The sequence below is a fragment of the Chroococcidiopsis sp. [FACHB-1243] genome (assembly GCF_014696895.1).
In the GTDB taxonomy this organism is placed as follows: domain Bacteria; phylum Cyanobacteriota; class Cyanobacteriia; order Cyanobacteriales; family Chroococcidiopsidaceae; genus Chroococcidiopsis.
This window is the reverse complement of sequence record NZ_JACJQX010000032.1, coordinates 61548-85922: the sequence shown is the minus strand read 5'-3', so window position 1 is coordinate 85922 and position 24375 is coordinate 61548. Positions and strand designations below refer to the sequence as shown.

At 43.4% G+C, this 24375-nt stretch carries 20 protein-coding genes; 16 read left to right on the top strand and 4 right to left on the bottom strand.

The window, feature by feature from the left end; all coding sequences use genetic code 11:
• Positions 1–53: 53 nt before the first annotated feature.
• From H6G17_RS22485 to H6G17_RS22465, 5 genes are all read left to right on the top strand, one after another.
• A complete protein-coding gene (locus tag H6G17_RS22485) occupies positions 54–1430 on the top strand; it encodes a beta-propeller fold lactonase family protein (RefSeq protein WP_192160839.1) in 1377 nt (458 codons plus the stop codon).
• Positions 1431–1451: 21 nt separating this feature from the next.
• The gene (locus tag H6G17_RS22480; protein WP_192160838.1) at positions 1452–1958 is read left to right on the top strand and encodes a DUF6152 family protein; all 507 of its coding nucleotides are present in this window, start codon (positions 1452–1454) and stop codon (positions 1956–1958) included.
• Complete coding sequence (locus tag H6G17_RS22475) at positions 1900–2415, top strand: DUF6644 family protein (protein ID WP_199316924.1); 516 nt, start codon at positions 1900–1902, stop codon at positions 2413–2415. The genes H6G17_RS22480 and H6G17_RS22475 overlap by 59 nt, the downstream gene beginning before the upstream one ends.
• Before the next feature lie 208 nt (positions 2416–2623).
• Positions 2624–2767 (top strand): hypothetical protein, encoded by a 144-nt coding sequence (locus H6G17_RS22470; protein WP_158265984.1) that lies wholly within the window; start codon positions 2624–2626, stop codon positions 2765–2767.
• A 162-nt stretch (positions 2768–2929) separates the two neighbouring features.
• A complete protein-coding gene (locus tag H6G17_RS22465; protein WP_192160837.1) occupies positions 2930–3385 on the top strand; it encodes a nitrate reductase associated protein in 456 nt (151 codons plus the stop codon).
• A gap of 117 nt (positions 3386–3502) precedes the next feature.
• On the opposite strand, the gene H6G17_RS22460 is transcribed toward H6G17_RS22465, so the two are convergent.
• The 4 genes from H6G17_RS22460 to H6G17_RS22445 form a co-directional block, all read right to left on the bottom strand.
• Entirely contained in the window at positions 3503–3730 is a 228-nt protein-coding gene (locus H6G17_RS22460; protein ID WP_192160836.1) for a hypothetical protein, read from the bottom strand.
• A 258-nt stretch (positions 3731–3988) separates the two neighbouring features.
• Positions 3989–5107, bottom strand: coding sequence for a GTP-binding protein (locus H6G17_RS22455; RefSeq protein WP_192160835.1), 1119 nt, complete (start codon positions 5105–5107; stop codon positions 3989–3991).
• 231 nt (positions 5108–5338) lie between these two features.
• A complete protein-coding gene (locus H6G17_RS22450) occupies positions 5339–5857 on the bottom strand; it encodes a GNAT family N-acetyltransferase (protein WP_192160834.1) in 519 nt (172 codons plus the stop codon).
• A 13-nt stretch (positions 5858–5870) separates the two neighbouring features.
• The gene (locus H6G17_RS22445) at positions 5871–6182 is read right to left on the bottom strand and encodes a DUF1778 domain-containing protein (protein WP_192160833.1); all 312 of its coding nucleotides are present in this window, start codon (positions 6180–6182) and stop codon (positions 5871–5873) included.
• Positions 6183–6412: 230 nt separating this feature from the next.
• Between H6G17_RS22445 and H6G17_RS22440 the strand changes: the two genes are divergently transcribed.
• The 11 genes from H6G17_RS22440 (at position 6413) to H6G17_RS22390 (ending at position 24362) form a co-directional block, all read left to right on the top strand.
• Entirely contained in the window at positions 6413–7825 is a 1413-nt protein-coding gene (locus tag H6G17_RS22440; RefSeq protein ID WP_192160832.1) for an FHA domain-containing protein, read from the top strand.
• A 281-nt stretch (positions 7826–8106) separates the two neighbouring features.
• The gene (locus H6G17_RS22435) at positions 8107–10176 is read left to right on the top strand and encodes a serine/threonine-protein kinase (RefSeq protein WP_192160831.1); all 2070 of its coding nucleotides are present in this window, start codon (positions 8107–8109) and stop codon (positions 10174–10176) included.
• A 247-nt stretch (positions 10177–10423) separates the two neighbouring features.
• Positions 10424–12514 (top strand): FHA domain-containing protein, encoded by a 2091-nt coding sequence (locus tag H6G17_RS22430; RefSeq protein ID WP_192160830.1) that lies wholly within the window; start codon positions 10424–10426, stop codon positions 12512–12514.
• Positions 12515–12781: 267 nt separating this feature from the next.
• The gene (locus H6G17_RS22425) at positions 12782–14239 is read left to right on the top strand and encodes an ABC transporter substrate-binding protein/permease (RefSeq protein WP_192160829.1); all 1458 of its coding nucleotides are present in this window, start codon (positions 12782–12784) and stop codon (positions 14237–14239) included.
• A complete protein-coding gene (locus H6G17_RS22420; protein ID WP_192160828.1) occupies positions 14205–14972 on the top strand; it encodes an amino acid ABC transporter ATP-binding protein in 768 nt (255 codons plus the stop codon). The genes H6G17_RS22425 and H6G17_RS22420 overlap by 35 nt, the downstream gene beginning before the upstream one ends.
• Before the next feature lie 169 nt (positions 14973–15141).
• Positions 15142–16371 (top strand): dicarboxylate/amino acid:cation symporter, encoded by a 1230-nt coding sequence (locus H6G17_RS22415; RefSeq protein WP_192160827.1) that lies wholly within the window; start codon positions 15142–15144, stop codon positions 16369–16371.
• A 501-nt stretch (positions 16372–16872) separates the two neighbouring features.
• Entirely contained in the window at positions 16873–20094 is a 3222-nt protein-coding gene (locus H6G17_RS22410; protein ID WP_192160855.1) for an efflux RND transporter permease subunit, read from the top strand.
• A gap of 124 nt (positions 20095–20218) precedes the next feature.
• On the top strand, positions 20219–20698 hold the full coding sequence (locus H6G17_RS22405; RefSeq protein ID WP_192160826.1) for a DUF393 domain-containing protein: 480 nt from the start codon (positions 20219–20221) through the stop codon (positions 20696–20698).
• Positions 20699–20765: 67 nt separating this feature from the next.
• Positions 20766–21242 (top strand): peptide-methionine (S)-S-oxide reductase MsrA, encoded by a 477-nt coding sequence (msrA, locus tag H6G17_RS22400; protein ID WP_192160825.1) that lies wholly within the window; start codon positions 20766–20768, stop codon positions 21240–21242.
• A gap of 207 nt (positions 21243–21449) precedes the next feature.
• Positions 21450–23588, top strand: coding sequence for a serine/threonine-protein kinase (locus H6G17_RS22395; protein WP_192160824.1), 2139 nt, complete (start codon positions 21450–21452; stop codon positions 23586–23588).
• Positions 23589–23702: 114 nt separating this feature from the next.
• Positions 23703–24362 carry a glutathione S-transferase family protein gene (locus H6G17_RS22390; protein ID WP_192160823.1) on the top strand — a complete coding sequence of 220 codons (660 nt, stop codon included), beginning with the start codon at positions 23703–23705 and terminating at the stop codon, positions 24360–24362.
• Positions 24363–24375 lie beyond the last annotated feature (13 nt).

Sequence of the window (24375 nt, the reverse complement as noted above, 5' to 3'; positions counted from 1 at the left end):
CAGGCTAGCATCAAAAAAAGTTGACGAATTGAGAATTTAAGTAAAATACGTCGATGAAAAGAAAAGTTTGGGCGATCGCTTGTATTATGCTTTTGGCGATCGGATTATTTACCAAAGCCGGAATCGCTCAAGAACGTTCCAATTCCGAGCAAACAACCACCTCAGCATTTACAGGTCAAATTTTTCCTAGCTATTTCCAATTTAAGGGGAGCTATCTTGCCGTGCTATCTGATGCCGATATGGTAGCTTCGGCTTACATAGATAATAGCTTGGGGGCGCGATCGCCTCAGATGAGAGACGAACTATCGCTGATTCCCCTTGCCAATGGTTTACGGGAGTTAAAACCAAGTCGCTTACCCGTATCTAATGCTGTCACGGCTTGGCCTTCAAATTTAGCTATTTCTCAAAATGGGCGCTTTGCCTACGTAACAGAAACCGATCGCTCACCGCCTCTAAGAGCAACACAGAGGACGCAACTACAGCCAGGACAGAATATCAATGCGATCGACCTTTCCAATCCTACCTCGCCTCGGATCGTGCAAACAGTACAAATACGAGGACGGACTCAGGCAGCAACATTATCCCCCGATGGTAGACTACTTGCCGTCAGCGTATCGCGCAACGAAAACGAGCATATTTACATTTATCAGATTCAAAGCAACGGGCAACTAAGTCAACCGTCTATTTTGAAATTTCCAGGTGCGACCGAAGCACCATTGCATATTGAATTTTCGCCCCGTGGCAACTTTTTGGCTGGAACCTTTGCCATGCAGAACGAAGCTCGATTTGCGCGATATCAAGTTACAGGTAACAACGTCAAGCTAGAAGCTTGGGGCGAACCGCTAATCACAGGTAAATTTCCTGCTGTCGGGCATTGGACTCCCGATGGCAGCCACTTCATTGTCACAAATTTGTATTGGTTTGGTGGAACTGCCGATCTCTATGTTGGCGTTGGTAATTCAACACTTGCAGTTATTGATTTTAACGATACAGCAGATCGAGCTGGGAAAGTCGCGCATACAATCGTTTCAACTGCCCCTGTAGGTGCTTCAGCAGAAGAATTTGCTATTAGTCCCGATGGGCGACGAGTTGTATCGCTGAATATGGAAAATTCGTTTTTACCACCTAAAGACCCGCGCTTAACTTACTACTCTTCACTAACGTTACTCGATTTCGATCGCCAAACTGGAATACTCACCCCTAGAGGCTCGTATCCGTTTGAAGGCATTTTACCTGAAGGAATTACCTTTGATGCTTCCGGTCAGTTTCTTGCCGTGGCAAATTTCGCTCACTTCAACCCACAGAGATCTGTAGAACAGACAACAATCGATTTCTGGCGCGTGGTGGACGGTATAGAACCCAAGTTAGTGCAACTAGATGTAAAAATCCCCGTAATGCGGGGCGCTCATGTTGTCAAATTAATTCCCTAAAAATGATAGAGGAGGAATTCCATGTCTATTTCTAAAAAGTGGACTCAACTGGGAATAACTACCGTCATCGTTCTCTTTTCAGCCGCAAGCGTTACTAAAGAAGTAGCAGCCCATCACGGCTTTACAGGAGAATACGATGCCAGCCGTCCGCTGTACGTACAAGGAACCGTGCGGCAAGTGCGCTGGCAATCTCCCCACAGTACTCTCATTGTAGAAATACCTAAAAATCTAGAAGTGCCACCCGAGTTTCGTCAGTTGTCAGCTAGCGAATTAGGGACAGATACTCAAAAACAGTTGACAGTTTCTCCTGAATTGTTAGGAACGCAGCAAAGGGTTGAATTTCCACCCGTAACTTCGATGGTTGCTCCTTTGCAAGACCGTTTGCAAGTGGGAAACTCAGTACAGTTAGTAGTGTTGCGTAATTGCGAGCCGCCAAATCAACTCAGGATACTTTTAGCACGTCTAACTGATGGCACGACAGTTGCACGAGCAAAAACCGCCAATCAAGTCAATGGATGTCGGAGTTGAGCCAGTGAATAGTTTGGAATGGCTGGAGTATTCTGCGATTGGCGAACTCGCACGACAGTTTTATCCTTGGTTGGAGGTGATACACATTCTCGGATTTTCCGTATTAGTTGGCTGTGTCACCATTTTCGATTTGCGATTGTTGGGTTACTATCGTCGCCTTTCTGTTGCTGATGGCGTAATCTACCTACTGCGGTTAGCACGGATGAGTTTTATTGTCGTAGTCGGTTCGGGATTACTACTGTTTGCCGCTCAAGCAACCTTATTGGCTGTAAACCCTGCATTTCGATTTAAGCTGCTACTACTTGCGATCGCTCTACTGAATGCAGCCATATTCCACTGGCAATTTTCTAGATCGCGTCAGATGAAACAATTAATTTTTGTAAAAGCGATCGCCATTATCTCTTTACTCGTTTGGACAGGAATTGTCATTTGCGGGCGCTTTATTGCATATACTTGAGCTTTTCAGGCAATTTAGTCAAACTGTTAATTCTTTTTGCTCAAGTTAAGTACAAATTCATGCTTGAGTAACAGTATTACTTTCCTGTATATTCTAAAAGCTAATCACTATGATGCATTTTCCACATCATAACTGTTTATTATTTATGACTAATTTTGTATAGATATTACTAACCACAAAATTTCTCAATCTATTACTCAGAGGCACAATGGATAAAAAAGCACAACATCAAAAAACTCAACCCGTGACAAATAACGCGATCGCCGATAGCAAAGATTTTAACTTCGATCTTTGGGCGAATGCGGTCAGAAAACAAATGCTTTCTGTACTACAAGAAAAAACACAACATTAACAGTTATCAGTGACCAGTGACCAACGCGGCAGCGGTTAGCAACCTAATCCCGAATTTTGCATTCGCGATTGCCAGTTGTCCGAGATGGGTTGCTGATGTTTTACGCTGGAAGGATGGGCGATGCTTTATATCTAATGCCCTTCTCGCATCGCGAATCATGATATGACACGATTTTTTCAATTTGAAGCTGACTTTGTAGACTCCCTGCGCTGTATTCCCATGCAGGTACGTTACAAGTTAGATACTTGTGGAATTAAACTGAAATTACCTGAATGGAACCAATTCAGTCAGGAAGATCGACAAGCACTAATCGATCGCCCCTGTACTACGCCAGCAGAAATTCAAGCATATCGTCAGTGGTTGCAAGACTTAGTTTTTCAATATACTGGTAAATCAGCTAGCGAACTACCAGTAGAAGACAACCCCGATTGGATGAATGCAGCAACCGTTCCTGCTAGTGTTGGGGAGAAAGCTGACGAATTTGGCGTGGCGCTTAGTTCAGAGCAATGGGCAAATTTACCACCCGTAGAAAGATTTGCGTTAATTAAACTCAGCCGTTCGAGCCACGAAAACCGAAATTTTCTACCCGCACTCAAAGAATTTCACCTGATCGATTAGAGTAAGCTCTGTATTGTTAACTAGTTAATAAAATAGCCGTTAATGGTCATTGGTCATCGATCGCCGATCGGTAGTATTTTCACGCACCACGCACCACGCACCACGCACCATGCACCACTAATAACTGTTAACTGTCTCTACCAGTTGACACGCCTGTACTCTTTCCCGCGAGACGATCTGCAATTCGTGGGGATAGCGGGGGCGCGGATCTTTCTCTAACCAAATGGGGGGAACCATAGTTAGATCGTAAGCCGCGATCGTATCAATTACGCCGGGACGAGACTTCAGTTCGACTACGAGTCCTGGCAAATATTCAAAAGCTTCTTCCCAATCGATTTGTGACACGGTTATAAGTAAAACTGTATTTATTGATACGATTTTACAATGACTTGGCGGATAAATAAATACGTCTGTAGCTAGAAATACATTTTTTTACATTTGTGGAGATGCGATCGCAATATCTCCTAACATAAGTCGCTGTTTTCAGTTACGTAGGGTACACAGTGCGTAGGGGCGCACAGCTAACTGTGCGCCCCTACGAATGTAATGCCAAGTATTTCCCGCAAAGGCGCTAAATCAGCTCTGCATCTTTGCGCCATATTGTCATCCTTTGCCAAACCCTTTACCACGACTGGTAGAAGGCAGACAAATGCAGTTTTGTAGTTGTTGAAGCAAAGCCTCTCGATCTAGATTTTGTCCGATCAGTACCAGTTGATTCTTTTTGGGTTTGCCGTTCCATTCCTCGTCTTCTAGAGTAAAGCGCTTACCGCAGAGGTGAAAAATATGGCGTTTTGGACTTTCCTCAAACCACATAATCCCCTTGGCGCGGAAGATATTTTCAGGAAGTTGGTTGTCTAGAAAATACTGAAACTTTCTAATTGCCAGTGGCTTATCGCTTTGGAAAGATATTGAGGTAAAACCATCGTTCTCTAAGTGATCGGAGTGATGATGGTGATGGTCGTGATGGTCGCAGTCTGAATGGTCGTGATGGTCGTGATGGTCGTGATGGTCGCAGTCTGAATGGTCGTGATGGTCGTGATGGTCGTGACCGGCGGGAGTATCGAAATACTTATCCGACTCGAACAGACCGACGCTAAGAATCAATGGGAGAGGAACTTGCGATCGCGTTGTCCGCAAAATTCTTGCCCCATCTTTAATATCCCGAATCTTGACTTCTAAAAGATCGAGATCTGCTTCCTCAACTAAATCCGCCTTGTTAAGAATGATGACATCTCCATAGGCAATTTGACTGTAAGCTGCTTGAGAGTTAAACAGATCCAAACTGTAATTTGCCGCATCTACGACCGTGACGATCGAATCTAGGCGTGTCATGTCGCGTAACTCCGTGCCTAGAAAAGTCAGCGCCACAGGGAGAGGATCGGCAACTCCTGTTGTTTCTACGACGAGATAATCAACTTTTTCTGGACGTTCCAACACTTTGTAAACGGCTTCCACCAAATCGTTATTAATCGTGCAGCAGATACAACCGTTACTCAACTCCACCATGTCTTCGCCTGTGGTGACGATCAACTCGTTATCAATCCCAATTTCGCCGAATTCATTCACTAAAACGGCTGTTTTGAGACCTTGCTGGTTAGTCAGGATGTGATTGAGCAGAGTTGTTTTACCGCTACCGAGAAAGCCTGTAATGATGGTGACTGGTAGCCCCTGTTTCGGTGCATCCATTGCGGGAGATTGGTCAGAACCTACTGCTGATTGCATAGCGCTGCTGATTTAAATCTTGAAAGTCTTATCTTACAATCTGCTAGGGCAAGAAGTATGACTTACACTCTTGCCCCATCTTTATTCATTATGTCGCGTTCGATGAATTCAGGAGGCGCTTAGCAAAATTCGCGATCGATCCACCGACTCAATCTCCGCTGGAAACCGATCGCCTCGAATGAGCGATCGCTTGAAGTGACGTAGCTGCGATCCAAAAAGGCAAGTCAAGCTTTAAGTTGAATAGTTAAACATCTTGACTATCGTAGTCATTGGCAAAAACAGTCGATTTGGACGATCTGGAAACGGAATAAAGTCATAATGTTCGTAAAAAGAACGAGCCTTTTCATCTTTGGCATCAACCACTACAGCCATTGAAGCGACACTATTTGCATGTGACTGGCTACGGTACAAGGCATCCATCAATAACTCTTCGCCTAATCCCTTGCCTCGGTAATTTTCATCAACTGCTAATCGTCCCAGCAAAGTTGCTGGTAAACTTGGATATCTCGGCAGCTTTTTAACTATCTGGGCTGGTAGTTCTCCTGCAATAATACTCGTTCCGCTCAACGTGTAATACCCAATAACGACATTAGAGGTTTTGTCAAACAAGACGTAAGGAATAGCAACATAATTACGAGCATCTTGTCCTGCCTGCTTCTGAAGATAACGATCTAGTTTTTCAACGCCGCAACAAAAAACCGCTCGGTTATGCTCTGAACCCAGCGGCTCTATTAAATAATCAAAATCCATTGAGCGATTTCACCTACAATTCCATTTTTTGCTTATAACGTCTAGCGGCAGCTCGTAGTTTATTGCTTGGCTCTGGGGGATTAAGCAGTGCTTCAACAAAAACTGCTCGATCGCGCGCGCTTAAAATCATCAGCTCCTGTTCCTGAATCGCCTGTTTTGCTGCCTCAGCTACACTGCTAATCACAAAATCTGTCAGCGATCGCCCTTGGAGATCGGCAGCTCGCTGAAACAACTCTTTTTGCTCTTTAGTAACGCGAGCCTCTAACCGTTCACCCTTAGCACGTTCTCTTATAGGCTTACGGCTTTTATTTGCCGTGTTATGCATAATAATTGTGTCCAAATACTGTCCAAATATGTCTAACTATGTTCAACTATACTAAGTATTGTACGGCAATTGATCGTACCTGTCAAAAAATGAGTTAGTTTGTTCTACGAAGAGATCGCAAGTTTGGGTCGATCTCTTCTCTTGAATGCAAGACCGATTGGTGTTTGTATAACAGGTAAGATGTCGTATCTCTACACTGATAACCGCTCGCTGATAACTGATAACTGACAATGCAATCTTCTGCTACACTGACGCTTTGCGAATCTTCCGAGCCAGCGGGAGCGCGAGAACAACCACGTTATTTTCTCTCTCATAACGAAGAAATTGTCATCGGGCGATCGCCTGATTGTCAAATTGCCCTCGATCCTAAGCGTTACACGACTGTTTCGCGCTATCATGCTAAGCTGCGTCAGCAAAAAAGCTCCGAGCCTGTCTGGGAAGTTTGCAACCTCAGCTCGACTAATGGCACGTATATTAACGGTAAGCAAATTGGCGAAGAATGGCGGAGGTTACAATCGGGCGATCGCATTACCCTCAGTTGGGAAGGTGCAGATTTTTTGTTTGAATGCCAAGCTTTGCCTGCGACTGTACTCGTCAAAGCTCCGACGAGCGCTCAAAAGCCACCAACAGAAGCTAATGCGAATCCAGTTGTTCCTGTAGCAGCAGCAGTTGAGTTTGAACTAATAGTTGCTACACCAGAACCACCGCAACCTGAAGCAGTACAGCCACCTACTCCTGAAATTGAGACAGCGGAGCCAGCACCACAGCTTAAAGTGGTGGAACAACCTGCGGCGATCGCTTCAAACCCCGAACCTGTATCTGCTATCATTTCTGCAAGTTCTGCGATTCCAGCACTACCCGACACTGGGAAAAGCTTATGGGAGCTTGATTTAAGTCCAATCATTCTGAAATTAACCGGACATTCAGATTTGGTACGTACAGTTGCGTTTAGCTCTGATTGTCAGATGCTAGCCAGTGGTAGTGCTGATAAAACAATCAAATTGTGGCAACTCAATACTGGGCAAGTTGTCAATACCTTTAACGGACATAAATCGGCGATTAATGCCGTTGCGTTTAGTCCTGACGGTCAAGTTCTTGCCAGTGGTAGCGCCGATAAGACAATCAAACTCTGGAACCTCAGCACGGCTGAAGAAATCTCTACTTTTGTCGGTCATGGTTCGGCTGTAAATAGCGTTGCGTTTAGCTCTGATTGTCAGATGCTAGTGAGTGGCAGCGCGGATAAAACCGTGAGACTATGGGATCTCGGCACGGGTGCAGAAATCCACAAACTGGAAGGATACAAATTAGGTGTGAATGCGGTTGCTATTAGCCCTGACGGTCAAATTATCGCTAGTGGCGGTGCAGATAAGATTGTTAAACTGTGGCATATCGATACGGGTGAAGAATCTGCTTTGCCAGCTTTGCGGGCTGCGGTCAACGCGATCGCCTTTAGTCCTGATGGTAAACTGCTAGCGATCGCGACTGAAGATAAATTACTCAAACTGTGGGATCTGAGTGTAGTAGAGGAAGTGTACGCTATCTGCGGCTATGCATGGCAAGTTGGGGCGATCGCGATTAGTCCGAACGGGCAATTCCTCGCTAGTGGCGATCGCGACAAGGCGATCGCGCTGTGGCAGTTATAGCAATTCTCGATTGCGTGCGCGATCTTTGTAGGGGGCGCACAGAGAAAGCGCCCCTACTTTATGGTAATTGTACTGCGTAATTAGAACAGTAAATATTTTTAGCAAAGCTTATGATTTCATAATACGTAAATCTGTCATAGTTATGTTTTAGAATTGCTTGTCTGATTGCGGATTATCTTAACCAACCAAATTTTTAACAAAAAGTAAATAAAAAATAGATAAAATCCGAAATCATCTACTTTTCAATTGAATGCATCTTTAACTCGCGAAATATCAAATCAATGCTAGGTCAATTATTAGATGGACGTTATCGAGTCCTGAAAGTCTTGGGTGCAGGCGGATTTAGCCAAACTTACATTGCTGAAGATACCCGTCGTCCTGGTAATCCTTGCTGTGTGGTCAAACATTTGAAGCCAGCAAACAACAATACCAACTTTTTAATCGCAGCTAGACGATTATTTGATAAAGAAGCCAAAATTTTAGAAAAACTAGGAATTCACGACCAAATTCCCAGATTACTAGCATATTTCGAGCAAGACCAAGAATTTTATTTGGTGCAAGAGTTAATCGAAGGACATTTGCTGAGTGCGGAGTTGTTCGGCGGTCGTCGCTGGCATGAAGATCGAGTAATCCAAATGCTCTTAGACGTGTTAGGGATTCTTAACTTCGTGCATCAGCAGGGAGCAATCCATCGCGATGTCAAACCAAATAACATAATTCGTCGCCAACAAGATAATAAATTAGTCCTCGTAGATTTTGGTATTGTTAAAGAGATTAACGTCCAACTGCTGACAGCTCAAAGCCAAGTTAGCGCCTCGATCGCCGTGGGTACTGTCGGATATATGCCACCGGAACAAGCGCGAGGTAGACCGCAATTCAATAGCGATATCTACGCGCTGGGAGTCATTGCAATTCAGGCACTCACCGGACTTACGACGCAAGATTTAAGAGAAAATTTTCAGGGAGAAATTGACTGGCAAGGTCAGGCACAAGTTAGCGATCGCCTCGCAGTAATTATCAATAAAATGGTACGCTACGACTTTAGAGAACGCTATCAGTCGGCATCTGAAGTTATAGAAGCATTGCGATCGCCATCCTCAATCAACGCTGGTTATGCAACTACAGAGTTAGACCAACGTTCTAGATACTCGCAGACGCAACCAGCAAGTCAATATGCCGTCTTACCAGAGACAGCTCCCAGCACTCAATTTTCCGCGCAGTCAATTCCTAGTACTCCAGTTAGCTTCACTCAGCCAGCGACGAACCAAAACGTCACGACAAATTCATCCAGCACTCAACCTAGCAAGCGATCGGGTGGTTTAGCTAATTTTGCTGCTAAACTCAAATCTCCTTTGGGAATGACTATGGGTGCTGCTGCTGTCGTTAGTGTCGCGGCTGCTTTCGGACTGATCGTGATGAATAAAGAAAGCATCAAATCTGGCTTGGCACAAGTTGAAGTGTTGAAAAAAGCAAAACAATACGAAGAATGCATCAAGCATGGCGCAACTATTAACATTCCTAGCAGCAATACCATTGAAGATAAACAAGCACAAACAAATTTAACGAAATCGGTTAATGAGTGTCGCATCGCTCAAGCTAAAGCTTTAGCAGAGGAATTCAAAATTGCTGAGGCGCTAGCGATCGTGTCTACAGTGCCAGCCGAGCAACCTTTGTTTGAAGAAGCTCAACTACTCACTAGTCAGTGGTCTAAGAGAATTTTTCAAGAAGCGAAAGACGCTTATGAAAGAGATGGTGATTTTGAAAAAGCTGTCTTATTAACCAGAGCAATTCCTCCAAAAAGCTCTATTTTTAAAGACGTAAGACAAACAGTCGCCACTTGGGAAAGAGAATCAAAAACGCATCAAGACTACTTAAAACTAGCAGAACAAGCACTCAGTCAAAGTCGATGGCAGGATGCAGTTAACACAGCTAAAAAAATTCCATCCAGCACGCTATTTTGGAATACAAAACGTAACGAAATTGTCGAGCAAGCTAATTCTCGACTGGCGCAAAAACCAAATCCAACAAGTCCATCTCCCGCTGCTGCTAAACCAGCTCAAGTCCTGCCTCAACAGCCACAGCCAGTTGTCAAAGCTGTAAATTCTCCTATACAGCAGAAGATTCCAGTATCTAGTAAAGCTGCTAAATCGACTCCTGAAGCATCAATCCCAGAGTTGAAACAAACTTCTACATTTGTCGAGCCACCTGCTTCAGATCCATGTCCCAACGGCGATCCAGCATTTGGATGCGTGGATGACAATAATAGCGCCGCCGAAGCAGTACCTGACAGTACGATCGAACAAGAACCAAACGGTAACAGCACAAGTGAGGATAATAGTCCAGGTTGGTAGTGTGTTTGTCTATTAGTCATTTGTTATTTGTCATTTGTGAGTGGTTGATTGTTTGTCACTCATAACTGGCAACTGACAACTGATAACTAATCACTTTGTACAGACGTTACATGTAATGTCTCTACACTGAATAACTGTACGGGCGGGTTTAGCAAATAGATTGACAACCAAAGCTCTAAATTTTTGGTCAAAACCCGCCCCTACGATAACTGATAACTGATAACTGATAACTGATAACTGACATCTTATGTCACCTAAACATGAAAAGCTACAAACACGAATTCAGGAAATTCAAAAATTTGTCAGCACTAACTTTGAGCGAGATCGAAAATTTAGAACGGTTTTTCAAGAATTAGAAAAAATTGCCGCTTGTCTCAAAACAGAAAAAATAAAATTACAAATTGTCAGCACTAACTCGATTGCAGCGCGATCGCTTCAAATTTATTTCGAGCGGCATAGGTTATCGCAATTTTATCAGGTTGGAGTCAGCTCTTTACCAAAGCAGATCGAACCCGTGCGATCGGCAGGAAGTGCCACACTAGTATTATCGACATCTAGCAACGAAAAAGTATACCCGCTTTCTACTACTGAAACAACTAGTATCGGACGTAATCCTGATAGCGAAATAGCGATTAATTCAAGTTTGTATAAAAAAGTTTCTTGGAATCACGCTCAAATTAGTCCTTGTGGAAATTTAGCTTGGGAAATTTGCGATCGCAACAGCACTAATGGGACTTATATTAATGGAGTTCGATTACAAGGATGCCAAAAATTACAGACAGGCGATCGCATTACTCTCGCCGCATCAGCAAGTTCGGCTTATCCAGAATTTGTGTTTGAGTACAGTTTAACGACTGAATATCCAGAATCTTTAGTAGAAATACTCGATTGCGATATTCTTTGTTTGGTGTGCGATCTCGCCACACTTAGAAACGCTTGGCAGGGATTAATAACGATCGCTAATACAGTACCGATCGCTAAGCGCGTCGTTATTGGTAGTATCCCGAGTTTAACTCAAGTTGAAGCCTGGCTGCGCACTCAAGATCTAAGTGATGTTTTTGAATTAGTAGTTCTATCTCTCAGTTCGTTCTCTCTCCAAACTCAAACCTCCGAAATTAATTCAGTAGCGCAACAGGAACTAGAAAAATTTTGTCAATCTTTAGAAACATTTATTAAAGGTAAGCCAGAAGATATTTTAGCTCAACGATTGACTGCACGAATTATAAAAGAACTTAGCGTCATCGAGCAAGTTCTCGATCGCGAAGCTGAGGCGATCGCCCAACAACTTCAGCAAGAAGAAGCTCGAATTAAATGTTTAGCAACTGACGATGTAAAAGAGCAGGCGAAGAAAGCTTTACGAAAAGCTAGCGATGACAAAGATAAGTTTTTTAAGCAAGTTAAGCTCGAACTCAATCAATCGAAAGCTGCTTTATTAGATACGTATAGTAAAAAAAGTATTACGTACAAAGTTGAAGAGTTTATCGAGCGACTAAAACCGCAAGTTTTGAAAAAAGGTGGATTTCAATATATTCAACTAAGAACAGAAAATCCAGTCACTGCGAATGGAAACGTCAACGCCGATCTGACATATTTTTGCAGCCATGAATTGAAAAAATGGGCAGATAAAGAATGGCAATTAGTGACTACAACTTATGGTGAAGGTGGATTAAATACCATAGTTGAAACTGTCTATAAAACACTCAATTTTTTACCATCGATAAACCTAGATAAATCTCTATTTTATTCCGATCGACGTATAGATATTCAAAAAAGCTTAATGAATTCGTTCATTGAAGCTCCTTATGAAGGTCGCTATCAGGGGGTTTCTCCATTAACATACGTCCTGAAGCAAATCCGAGCCAACATGATGCAATTTACTTTTCTAGTTGGCTTTGGTGCGATGTTTGTTGGTATAAGAGTCAGTGGTGGTGGCAAGCAAGTTATTTCCAGTATTACCCAACCTCTAAGAGAGAATCCTATCCTATTTGGTATTGTGATATTTTTATTAATTTGTTTGCTGACCTACACTTATCAGAAAGATACCACGCTTCAGCTAGAGGCGATCGCCGATAAGTTAAGAAAAGAATTATCCAATCACTATCAGTCTTTGAGTAAGAATTTAGTCGAGAAATTAGTTCTGGAAATTACGACAGTTTTAGAGACAGAAGAGAAGCGGTTGAAAGATGCTTTAGAAATTGCTAACGATAAATTTAATGCTTATATTATCGATATTGAAAAGAATCAGTTGTTACTTAAAAGTAATTTAGAACAGCAAAAAATCCAACTCAGAAATTTGGACAAAGAAAAAGTCGATCTGCAAAAGCTAAAAAGATTTTAGTCTTAATTCTAACAGGAGTTACGCGCTCGATCCTTCAACAGAGTTGAAAAGAGGTCTTTAGTTTCCCCCTTTGTAAGGGTGCAGGGGCGCACAGCCGTACGCCCCTACAAATGTCACGCACGCAATTGAGAATTGCGATAAATTTGTAGCAAAGCGATCGCCTAACTCTGAAAATAAGTCTTAGGATAGTTGGAACTGTTCTTAAAATCTCTCAAATATAGCTTAGCAACAGTTCAATTCCACAGATAAAAACAAAAGTTGATTGCTATGCCCAGAAAAAAAAGGCTTTTGTTTGCACTTTTATTCAGTACGGCATTACTCGTTAATCTCTGCTTTGGCTGGGGAAACGAGCTAGTCGCTCAACAGCCATATGCAGGTAAAAAGCTGGTGATGGTGACATCAGCCGACTATCCACCCTACGAATTTCGCGACACGACAAAAGGTAAAGGCGAAATCATCGGCTTTGATGTTGATATTGCAAAATACATCGCCAAAGAATTAGGCTTTGAGCTAGAAATTCGCGATACTGATTTTAGCGGTATTATTCCGGCTCTGCAATCTCGACGCGCTGATTTTGCGATGGCGGGAATGACACCCACCCCCGAACGCAGAAAGAATGTTGATTTTTCTGAGATTTATTACGAAGCTAAAAATACAATTATTGCCCAGAAAGGAAGTAATCTTACTAAAGCGGCAGACTTAGCAGGCAAGAAAGTCGGCGTTCAACTCGGTTCTCTGCAAGAAAAAGCAGCAAAGAAATTTAAAGGAGTAAATTTAGTTCCTTTAAACAGAATTGGCGAAATTATCCAAGAAGTCAAATCTGGTAGAATTCAAGCAGCAATTATTGAAGACACGATCGCTAAAGGTTTTGTTGTCAATAATCCAGATTTAGAATTTCATACTCTTGCTAATACAGAAGAAGCTGGATCTGCGATCGCTTTTCCCAAAGGCTCAAATTTAGTTGGCGATTTTAACCGCGTTCTCAAACAATTACAGGACAGCGGTGAAATAAAAAATCTGATTAATAAATGGTTTGGGAATAACGAACAACCAGCTACCAACACAGCAACATCGGGTTCGGGTAATATTTCTGCCAGTATTCCTTTCATTATTGAAGGCGTAGGAACTACACTACTTTTTAGTGCCTTGTCTGTCTTTTTCGGCTTTATTTGGGGAACGATTCTTTCACTGTTAAAAATTTCTACATTTAAGCCGTTGGTATGGCTTGCTAATGCCTATACCTCTATATTTCGTGGTACGCCCTTACTTCTACAAATTGCTCTAGTCTACTATGCTACACCACAACTCACGGGCTTTGATATTCCCGCTTTATTAGCAGGGGTCATCACCTTTACCCTCAACTCAGGAGCGTACATTTCTGAGACAATTCGCGGGGGTATTTTGGCAGTCGATAAGGGACAAAGGGAAGCAGCTTTGTCATTAGGAATTGCCTACCAGCCGATGATGTTAGATATTATTTTGCCTCAAGCAATCAAAAACATTTTACCAGCTTTGGTGAATGAAAGTATTACTTTACTTAAGGATTCGGCATTAGTTTCTACAATAGGCGTAGCCGATCTTTTGCGTCGCGCTCAAATCGTTGGAGCAGAAAAATATATCTATTTTGAACCGCTGCTGTTTGCGGGTTTAATTTACTACTTATTAGTCATGAGTTTGACTTGGGGGGGATATGTACTTGAAAGAAGATTACAGCGTAGTACTTGAGCGAGATGCTGCTGTTCACGTTGAAAATTTAGAGAAATCTTTTGGCAGTCTCAAAGTTTTGCAAGGGATTTCAACCCAAATTAGAAAAGGAGAAGTCGTTGCAGTTATTGGACCTTCTGGTTCGGGAAAATCTACATTCTTGCGATGTATAAACTTACTAGAAGTACCAACTGCGGGTAAAATTTATATTAATGGTACTGATATTACTTCCCGCCACACTGATATTATGAAAATTCGTCAAAATGTCGGTATGGTGTTTCAGCATTTCAATTTATTTCCACACATGACAGTATTAGATAATGTCACCTATGCTCCAATTAAGGTGAAGCAAGTCCCAAAAAATACTGCCCGTGAAGCAGGAATGGAACTGCTGGAGAAAGTTGGTTTGGCAGAAAAGGCAAAGGTATATCCATCAAAGTTATCTGGGGGACAAAAGCAACGAGTGGCGATCGCTCGTGCTTTGGCTATGAAACCAGAAGTTATGTTGTTTGATGAGCCAACTTCAGCCCTCGATCCAGAAATGGTGAAGGAGGTGTTGGAAGTTATGAAAGATCTTGCTAGAACTAAGATTACAATGGCGATCGTCACTCATGAAATGGGATTTGCGCGCGAAGTTGCCGATCGCATTTTGTTTTTAGATGGAGGACGTTTAGCGGAGGATGCGTCGCCTCAGCAGTTTTTTACTAATCCTCAGTGCGATCGCGCTAAGCAATTTTTGGAGAAGATATTGTAGTTGAGGAGACTTAGTTTTTTATCCTCTCTATATAGTTGGAGAAGGATATTTTTTTATGTCGCGCAAAGACGCGAAGACGCAAAGAAGGACACAAAGAGTTTTTAAGCTGTGTTTATGAAACATTATAATATATACTCAGGTAAAAAGTTCTGTCAAAATAGTTGATTTAATGAAAATATCAACGTTAATCTTAGCTGCGCTTGGATTAGGAATTGCTTTTGGGATCTTATTAATTTATGGCTTTCCAGACGCGATCGTATTTCTCGACTACTACCTACTTTCTCCCCTCGGCGAAGCTTTCTTACGTTTAATTCAATTTGTAGTTGTGCCGATCGTTTTCTCTTCGCTGATTCTTGGTTTAACTCGGATTCAAAATGCAACTCAAGTCGGTAGATACACGCTAAAACTAATTTCTAGTTATGCAGTTACCAGCGCGATCGCAGTTGGTTTAGGTATCTTGCTGGCGATTGTCTTGAAACCTGGAGTTGGAGTCACTGGCTTTCAAATTACAGAAACTACACAAATTGTCCAAAAGCAATCTTTGATTGATTGGTTAGTAAGTTTAATTCCGGTTAATCCTTTAGAAGCGTTAAGCACGGGAAATCTGCTACAAACGATTTTTTCTGCTGCTTTAATTGGTGTTGCTATTCAATTAGTCGGAGATAGAGCAACAAGCTTTGTTAGCTTAATAGAAAGTGTTTATTTTATTTTTGAGAAAATTCTATCTTTGATTTTATATACAGCTCCAATTGGAGTTTTTGCTTTAATTAGTTCGGCGATCGCTACGCAAGGATTAGAATTAATTGTTAAGCTCTTGGTGTATGTTATTGGCTTATGTATTGGTTCGATAATTATGATTGGCTTTTATGCTTTCGTTCTCTTCATCCTTAAAGCCAAGCCAGTACATTTTTTTCAAAGTTTTTTCCCAACTTTATCTTTAGCATTCGGTACGGCAAGTTCTAATGCAGCGCTACCAATTGCTTTACAAAATGCCCAAGAAAACTATGGAATGCGCGAAGATATTGCTAGTTTTGCTATTCCTTTAGGTACGGCTTTAAAACGCGATGGTTCGGCAATTTTACAAGGGTTTAACGCTCTATTTATCGCCCAACTCTATCAGATTCCACTGACTCCATCACTAATGCTGGCGATCGCCCTCAGTACTTTTCTGGTTTCATTTAGTACCGCAGGCGTACCAGGCGCGGGAATTATTATGATGACTACCGTACTCTCAGCCGCCGGACTACCAGTGGAAGGCGTAGCCCTCGTTGCAGGTGTCGATCGCTTAACTGACGGCTTGAAAACTGTTTTAAATGTCATTAGCAACACGGTTAACGCTGTCATCCTGAGTCACTGGGAAAGTACCTCTGTGGAACAAGCACCAAGCTTGAGCGAATAGAATTCACCTGCTGCTCATGAAATTCGCAGGAACGCAAGCTCTGAGCCGGAAAAAATCAGCTTAGTACATTTGTTTGCTTTTTTTCACCTTTTACTGTACTTTAGTTGTGTCAGAATAATGTATTGTGCGAATATATCGTACGCTTAATTTATCTTAATCAGGTACGCAAAATGCTTACCCTATAAGATGTATAGCTTTTTAGCATGAAAGGAAAAATGCGATTGCACTAAAGCTATTTGCCAAACGTGTAGTATATGTAATACATGGCGATCTAGCAATCCAATCGAGGTTGAGAAATTTATGCATTGGGAACTGTCATGAGACGAGCATCTCTGTCTCGATGGCAGCTGACAAATGACCGCTTGCGTAGGATATAACCATGTCATCTTACTTTTGACAGATAGGCATAATGTCTGAGTCAAGGGATAGTTGTAGGCTTCTCAATTGGCTCAGGACAAGTGCGATCGCCGAGCAACAGTCAATTACCTGCGACTGATTTTTATGATTTTCTCGATTTCCGATACCTTCATCAAACGCCCCGTCTTTGCGGCGGTGTGTTCGATTATTATTGCCCTGCTGGGAATTGCATTTATCCCCACATTACCAGTCGCGCAGTATCCTGAGATTGCTCCGCCGCAAGTCAGCGTCACTTCAAATTACGTCGGGGCAAATGCCTCAGTTGTTGAATCGACCGTTACCAATGTTTTAGAGCAAGAACTCAACGGTATCCAAGGCTTACGCTACATTAAATCTACCAGCGCTAACGATGGAACCAGTAGCATCAATCTGACATTTGAATTAGGGCGCAACCAAGACTTAGCAGCGGTAGACGTGCAAAATCGGGTATCGACGGTACTATCGCGGTTGCCTGGACCCGTGACGCAGACAGGCGTGCAAGTCACGAAAGCTAACAACAACTTTTTGCTAGCATTTGGAGTTTATTCCGATCGCGACGAAAACAAACAACAAGATATCTATGACGAAACTTATTTAAGCAACTATGCCGATCTCTACATTGCCGATGCGCTTAAACGGATTAAAGGAGTTGGTGGTGTAGAAATCTTTGGCGAACGCAAATATGCGATGCGTTTGTGGCTCGACCCCAATCGCCTCGCCAGCCGTAACTTAACTCCCCAAGATGCGATCGCGGCATTGCAACAGCAAAACCTGCAAGTAGGGGCAGGACAAATCGGACAACCACCGAATAAATCCGATCAACTGTACCAGTATGCCGTTAACGCCCAAGGCAGACTACAGAACGAGGAGGAATTTAACAACCTGGTTATTAGAACTGCTGAAGATGGCACGCTTATCAGACTGAGGGATATTGGTCGAGCGGAGTTGGGTGCAGAAAATTATAGTTCTATATTGCGGTTTACTGCGAGCGATCGCATCACGCACCGAGGTGTAGGCTTAGGCATCAATCAGCAATTTGGCAGTAACGCCCTCGATACAGCGGCGGCTGTGAAGCAGGAAATGGAGCGATTAAAAGAAACATTTCCGCCTGGATTGCACTATGAAATAGCTTTCGATACCACCACGTTTATCGAAGCTGGGACGGAAGAGGTGATCGTTTCATTGCTGCAAGCAGTGGGATTAGTTGTCATCATCGTTTATATCTTTTTGCAAAGTTGGCGATCGGCATTGGTGATTTCAATTGCCATGCCTGTAGCTTTAATCGGGACGTTTATCTTTGTCAAAATCTTCGGTTTCTCAATTAATACCCTAACTCTCTTTGGCTTAACTCTAGCAACTGGTCTAGTTGTAGACGATGCGGTGGTGATTGTCGAAGATATCACGCGCCGAATTCAGGATGATGGACTGCGACCCGTAGAAGCGGCGATCGCCTCGATGAATTCGCTGTTTAGTGCTGTCATTGCCACTTCTCTCGTCTTGATTACCGTATTCGTCCCAGTGGCGTTTTTTCCTGGGACAACCGGACAGTTGTACAGACAGTTTGCACTGACGATCGCCTTTTCGATTACCGTATCGACGTTCAACGCCGTGACGTTTACGCCGATGCTGTCTGCATTGTTACTCAGACGCAGACCACTGCCGAATAACTGGTTTTTTAACGGGATTAACTGGGCGATCGAGAAAACCCGAATAATTTACAGTCGTAGTATTTCTAAGCTCACTAGCGCTAAGGGAATTATTCTTGCCTTATTTGTAGTCGCATTAGGGTTTACTTATTGGCTCTACAATTTTATTCCCGCAGGCTTTATTCCCGATGAAGACCAAGGGGTGTTTATTACCGTCGTCCAAGCACCAGAGGGAGTGTCGCTCAACTACACCGAAAAAGTTTTAGAAAAAGCCGAGGCAATTCTCAAGGAAGTGCCAGAAGTGCAGCAGATCTTTGCTGTCGGTGGTTTTAGCTTCAGCGGTGCGACACCCAACAACGGCTTGATTTTTACCACTCTTAAACCGTGGGCAGAGAGACGAGGCGCAAACCAATCGTTACAAGCGATTATTGGCGGCTTCTTCCCCCAGCCTTCAGGTTTATTCCCGAAAATGTTGGGGATTCAGGAAGCTACTGTGATTCCTTTTAATTTTCCAGCGATCAACGGTGTAGGAAATTTTGGCGGTTTTGAGTTTCACCTACAAGACAGGGCGAATTTAGGGTTTGACGCGATAGGTGCAGCCTTGGGTCAATTTATGGGTCGCGCCAATACTTATCCATCTCCCGAACGACCGCAACTGACTGGCTTGCGTCCTAATTTCAGCGCTAATACACCGCAAATTTCCGTAGAAGTCGATCGCGACAAGGCTAACGCGCTTGGAGTTCCGGTGGAAGATATTTTCGACACCCTGCAAGCCTTTCTCGGTTCTACCTACGTGAATGACTTCAACCAGTTTAATCGAGCGTATCGAGTTTACGTGCAGGCTGATACAGAGTTTCGTTCCAACCCAGAGGATATTAAGAAGTTATACGTGCGTTCGCGTAATGTCCCTGAAGGAGCGCAAACGGGTGAAATGATCTCGCTAGGTAACTTAGTTACCGTGAAAGAAATTATCGCACCCTCAATTATCAACCACTACAATTTATCTCGCTCGGTGGAAATCAACGGTTCCCCTGCCCCAGGCGTGAGTTCGGGACAAGCGATTAAAGCAATGGAAGCAGTGGCAAAAGAAACACTACCAAGAGGATTTGGCTATGAGTGGTCTGGACTTTCTTTAGAAGAAGTCGAGTCTGGCGGACAGGCAATTTTTATCTTTGGTTTGGGCGTGGTCTTTGTGTTTTTAACACTGGCAGCCCAGTACGAAAGCTTTGTCGATCCGTTTATTATTCTGCTGACAGTACCATTAGCAATTCTTGGCGCTTTACTTGCCGTTCTGGTTCGAGGTGCTGCCAACGATATTTACACTCAAGTTGGATTTGTGATGCTAATTGGCATGGCAAGCAAAAACTCAATTCTGATTGTCGAGTTTGCCAACCAACTGCACGATGAGGGATTGAGTATCACCAAGTCAGCAGTTGAGGCGGCGAAAGAACGCTTGCGACCGATTTTGATGACAGCCTTCTCCACGGTTGCGGGTGGTATTCCGTTGATGATTGCTACGGGTCCCGGTGCGGCGGCGCGACAATCCTTGGGAACTGCAACTTTCGGCGGGATGTGCGTTGCGACTGTGTTGAGTCTATTCGTCATCCCCGTGCTATATATCATTATCAAGTCAATTGAAACTCGCTTCTCCAAAAAAGCGCCCGTCGATCGCAGTTTCTAGCTGTTAACTTTTATTAAGATAGTTAATAGACAGTGACCAGTTATCAGTTATCACACGAAAAATTCGTATGTTGTTGGTCACTGGTTACTGTCAAACTAGTCACTGATTTAACCGCGATCGCTATATGTCGTTATCAAATACCCAGCCTCACGCAACTCAAACCGTTACACAATCTCCTGCATGGCAAATTAAGCTGTTGTATGACAGTGAATGTCCCTTGTGTATGCGTGAGGTGAATTTTTTGCGCAAACGAGATGCTAATCGGGGATTAGTCGAGTTTGTAGACATTGCAGACGACAATTACAACCCCGCAGCCAACAGTGGAGTTGACTTTGAAACGGCAATGGGACGCATCCACGCTATTCTTCCTGACGGCACGATTGTCAAAAACGTAGAAGTTTTTCGCCGAGTTTATGAAATCTTGGGCATGGGTTGGGTCTATGCTGCAACTAAGTTACCTATAATTGGCGCGATCGCCAATCGCCTCTACGAAATTTGGGCTGACTGGCGGTTAGCGCTGACGGGACGACCGGATCTGAAAACAATCATTGCCCAACGCCAACAAAAGACTGAGTGCAATACCGAAGGGCGTTGTCAACTTTGACAAAGAGCAGGGAGCAGAGGGACAGAGGAGCGACTACCAACTACCAACTATCAATGACCAATGACCAATGACCAATAAAGCAACTTTTGGAGCCGGATGTTTTTGGGCAGTAGAAGCTGCTTTTCGCACCTGTAAAGGCGTTATTTCAACTTCTGTTGGTTACATGGGCGGACATTTCGAGCATCCAAGCTATTTGGACGTACTCTCTCGGATTACCGGACACGCTGAGGTGTGCCAAGTAGAGTACGATCCTGCGGTAGTCAGCTATGAGACGCTACTTGACTTATTCTGGAGTATCCACGATCCGACAAGTTTAAATCGGCAAGGTGCAGACAGAGGAGAACAATATCGCTCGGTCATTTTCTATCACACACCCGCACAAGAACAGATAGCTAGGCAGTCAAAAGAACAGTTAGAGCGATCGCGCAAGTACGATCGGGCGATCGTGACTCAAATTCAACCTGCTTCAACTTATTGGTTAGCAGAAGAATACCATCAACAATATTTGGAGAAAAAGTTTACTACAAATCACTGCTCTAAATAAGACATTCTATAAATATCTATACAAAATCTGTAATGGCGATCGGAAGGCTTGTAGTTAGTATTTAAGCGATCTGCTAGAAGATTTAATGGTTTTTTTACATCTTTTTCATCTATGCTGTCAAGCAGAAAATTGCAACGAATAAATACCGAAATTATCAGCTGACTTCTGAAGTGTTTTATACTTGTGTCATCTGGGTGGAAAACGACTATGAGTATTGTGTGTAGTAGAGGACACCAAGTTGCAGCAGGAGCAAGATTTTGTTCTCAGTGTGGTGAACTTTTACAAATAGTACAATCCCAGCCAGTAGGTGCAATTTCGCTCACAGAAAATGATGGTGAGCCATTGCAACCTGGAACTTGCCTGCACGAGCGCTACATCATCCAACGACAGCTAGGACAGGGAGGTTTCGGTAGAACCTACTTAGCAGAAGACATGGGGCGGTTTCGAGAAAAATTCGCGATCAAAGAGTTTATGCCTTCGATGAGGAACACTACCGCCCTCAAGAAAGCAGAAGAATTATTTCAACGAGAAGCAGCGATGCTGCACCAGCTCGAACATCCACAAATTCCTCGATTCTGGCAGATATTTCGGCAAGAAGGACGAATTTTTTTAGTATTAGATTATGTTGATGGACCAACATATAAGGATCTTCTTGAGCATCGCTTAGAGCAAGGTCAATGCTTTAGTGAAATAGAAATTTTAGAACTTTTACAAAACCTGCTACCAGTTCTTAGTTATCTTCACCGTCGCGGGGTAGTTCACCGAGATATCGCACCTGACAACATCATCCTTCGTAGAGAAGATAGTCTGCCTGTCTTAATTGATATGGGAGGGGTGAAACAGGTAGCAATTCAAATAGGTACGCAGCTAGAAGCAGAGCAAAATCTTCCTGGTTCTGCGATTACTTGTGTGGGTAAAATCGGTTATTGCCCAGAGGAACAGCTTTATTTTGGCATAGTAGCTCCCCACAGCGATTTGTATGCTCTAGCAATTACAATCCTCGTATTGATGACGGGGAAAAAACCTCAGCAGTTGCTCGATCCAGATACTCTACAGTGGTCTTGGGAGCAGGAGTTAAAGTTAAGTCCACTCCTGGCAAAAACTCTGAATCGAATGTTGGCACAAAAACCTGCCAATCGTTTTCAATCAGCAGATGAGATTTTACAGGTTTTAAACCCCATCTTGCCCGTTGCCTTTCCAAACGAACATTCAAGGCAGCTAGAAATCCCTCAGACTGCTCAGTCTGGATTTCCACAACCATCGAGAATCGCTCCTAAGACTTCCCAATCCCTGAATGGAGATCCGCAGAAACATCGTTTCTTGCAACAAAATTTTCTGAAACAAAACTGGCGAATCATTGCAAGTCCTGCTAAGTTTCTAGTTCCGGCACTTCTAGTCATTGCTGGGGGACTCACCTATTTTTTCTGGAAAAATTACCCGACCTTTCTACCACAGCCAGTACCAGCAGAACTTGCCGATACTTCTGGTTTGCAACTGCGAAATTCAATACAGGAGGTACAAAATGTGCCATCTGGTCTGTTTAACTATGGTGGCGCTCACACCTTTGCGGCGCTGACTGCTAGTGGCATGAACGATGCGATCGCCAAAGCTCACCCAGATTTTCACCTGCGCTACACTGAGCCTTTTAATGGCGAACCTGGTTCTGGTACGGGAATTAAAATGCTGATCGATGGTGAATTGAGCATTGCTCAGAGCGCTCGATCCCTTGAAGAAGGTGACTACAACAAGGCTAAAGTCCGTGGATTGTCTTTGGAACAAATACCAGTGGCTATTGACGGAGTGATCTTCTATACCCCTGTATCTCTACCTGTTACTGGGCTTTCCATAGACCAACTACAAGCAATCTTCAGAGGCAAGGTGACAAACTGGCAACAGGTAGGAGGACCAAACGTGCCAATTGTGCCTGTCGGACTCGATCCCAAAACTACTAGCGTACTTAAGTTACTACTAGGTGGCGAAGGCGAAGATGTCGGTTCTAACGTGCAAATTGTCCGCGATTACACCACAGCAATTCGTAAGGTTGCCGCAACACAGGGTGGAATTTCTTACGGTTCGGCTCCCATCTTTGCTAACCAGAAGTCAATCCGTCCCATTGCTTTAGCCAAAGCCAACACCAAACAATACGTGCAACCTTTGACAGAGAATAGAGAGGTTAATGCACCAGCGTTTATAGACGGCACATATCCAATGACTCGCCGCCTGTTTATCATGATCCGTCGCGATCGCTCAGTCGATGAAAAAGCTGGACTTGCCTATGTCAACATGGTGCTATCTAAAGAAGGTCAGGAGATCGTCAAGCAGGCTGGGTTCGTCCCAATTCGTTAAATTTATCGATCGTTCGTCATTCGTCATTAGTAAGAGAGTGTTGAGTGTCTAGTGACTAGATTCTTTTCTAGCCAGCAGCCACGAATCACTGATAACTGTTAACTGATAACTTTTATGACACAATTTACTTTAGTTATTGGCAATAAGAATTACTCTTCTTGGTCGCTACGTCCTTGGCTAGTTTTAACACAAATTGGTGTAGATTTTAACGAAATCAGAATTCCGCTCGACACACCACAATTTCGTCAAGAAATTTTTCGCTACAGCCCGACTGGAAAAGTGCCAGTATTGCAGCACGGAGATATTAAAATTTGGGAATCTTTAGCAATTTGCGAATATTTAATCGAACAATTTCCCGCTGCTAAATTATTACCAACTCAACTAGCTGCCCGTGCCTTAGCGCGATCGATTAGTGCCGAAATGCACGCCGGGTTTCAAAATTTGCGCCAAAATATGCCGATGAATTGCCGCAGTCATTTTCCTGGTAAAGGGATAAAACCAGGCGTACAAGAAGATATCGATCGCATCACCACAATTTGGCGCGAATGCCGCGAAAAATTTGGCAACAATAACGGCGATCTACTGTTCGGTCACTTTACAATTGCCGATGCCATGTTCGCCCCAGTCGTCTCCAGATTTATTACTTACGGAGTCAAATTAGATCCGATTTGCCAAGACTATGCCGAAGCAATTCGGCATCTTCCTGCCATGCAAGCCTGGATAACTGCGGCACAAGTCGAACCAGAACATTTAGAAAAATACGATAATCAGTGATGAGTAGTGCGTG

Coding starts and splice junctions, on each gene's coding strand:
- H6G17_RS22485 (WP_192160839.1), top strand. CDS start 54: ATGAAAAGAAAAGTTTGGGCGATCGCTTGTATTATGCTTTTGGCGATC.
- H6G17_RS22480 (WP_192160838.1), top strand. CDS start 1,452: ATGTCTATTTCTAAAAAGTGGACTCAACTGGGAATAACTACCGTCATC.
- H6G17_RS22475 (WP_199316924.1), top strand. CDS start 1,900: ATGGCACGACAGTTGCACGAGCAAAAACCGCCAATCAAGTCAATGGAT.
- H6G17_RS22470 (WP_158265984.1), top strand. CDS start 2,624: ATGGATAAAAAAGCACAACATCAAAAAACTCAACCCGTGACAAATAAC.
- H6G17_RS22465 (WP_192160837.1), top strand. CDS start 2,930: ATGACACGATTTTTTCAATTTGAAGCTGACTTTGTAGACTCCCTGCGC.
- H6G17_RS22455 (WP_192160835.1), bottom strand. CDS start 5,107: ATGCAATCAGCAGTAGGTTCTGACCAATCTCCCGCAATGGATGCACCG.
- H6G17_RS22450 (WP_192160834.1), bottom strand. CDS start 5,857: ATGGATTTTGATTATTTAATAGAGCCGCTGGGTTCAGAGCATAACCGA.
- H6G17_RS22445 (WP_192160833.1), bottom strand. CDS start 6,182: ATGCATAACACGGCAAATAAAAGCCGTAAGCCTATAAGAGAACGTGCT.
- H6G17_RS22440 (WP_192160832.1), top strand. CDS start 6,413: ATGCAATCTTCTGCTACACTGACGCTTTGCGAATCTTCCGAGCCAGCG.
- H6G17_RS22435 (WP_192160831.1), top strand. CDS start 8,107: ATGCTAGGTCAATTATTAGATGGACGTTATCGAGTCCTGAAAGTCTTG.
- H6G17_RS22430 (WP_192160830.1), top strand. CDS start 10,424: ATGTCACCTAAACATGAAAAGCTACAAACACGAATTCAGGAAATTCAA.
- H6G17_RS22425 (WP_192160829.1), top strand. CDS start 12,782: ATGCCCAGAAAAAAAAGGCTTTTGTTTGCACTTTTATTCAGTACGGCA.
- H6G17_RS22420 (WP_192160828.1), top strand. CDS start 14,205: ATGTACTTGAAAGAAGATTACAGCGTAGTACTTGAGCGAGATGCTGCT.
- H6G17_RS22415 (WP_192160827.1), top strand. CDS start 15,142: ATGAAAATATCAACGTTAATCTTAGCTGCGCTTGGATTAGGAATTGCT.
- H6G17_RS22410 (WP_192160855.1), top strand. CDS start 16,873: ATGATTTTCTCGATTTCCGATACCTTCATCAAACGCCCCGTCTTTGCG.
- H6G17_RS22405 (WP_192160826.1), top strand. CDS start 20,219: ATGTCGTTATCAAATACCCAGCCTCACGCAACTCAAACCGTTACACAA.
- msrA (WP_192160825.1), top strand. CDS start 20,766: ATGACCAATAAAGCAACTTTTGGAGCCGGATGTTTTTGGGCAGTAGAA.
- H6G17_RS22395 (WP_192160824.1), top strand. CDS start 21,450: ATGAGTATTGTGTGTAGTAGAGGACACCAAGTTGCAGCAGGAGCAAGA.
- H6G17_RS22390 (WP_192160823.1), top strand. CDS start 23,703: ATGACACAATTTACTTTAGTTATTGGCAATAAGAATTACTCTTCTTGG.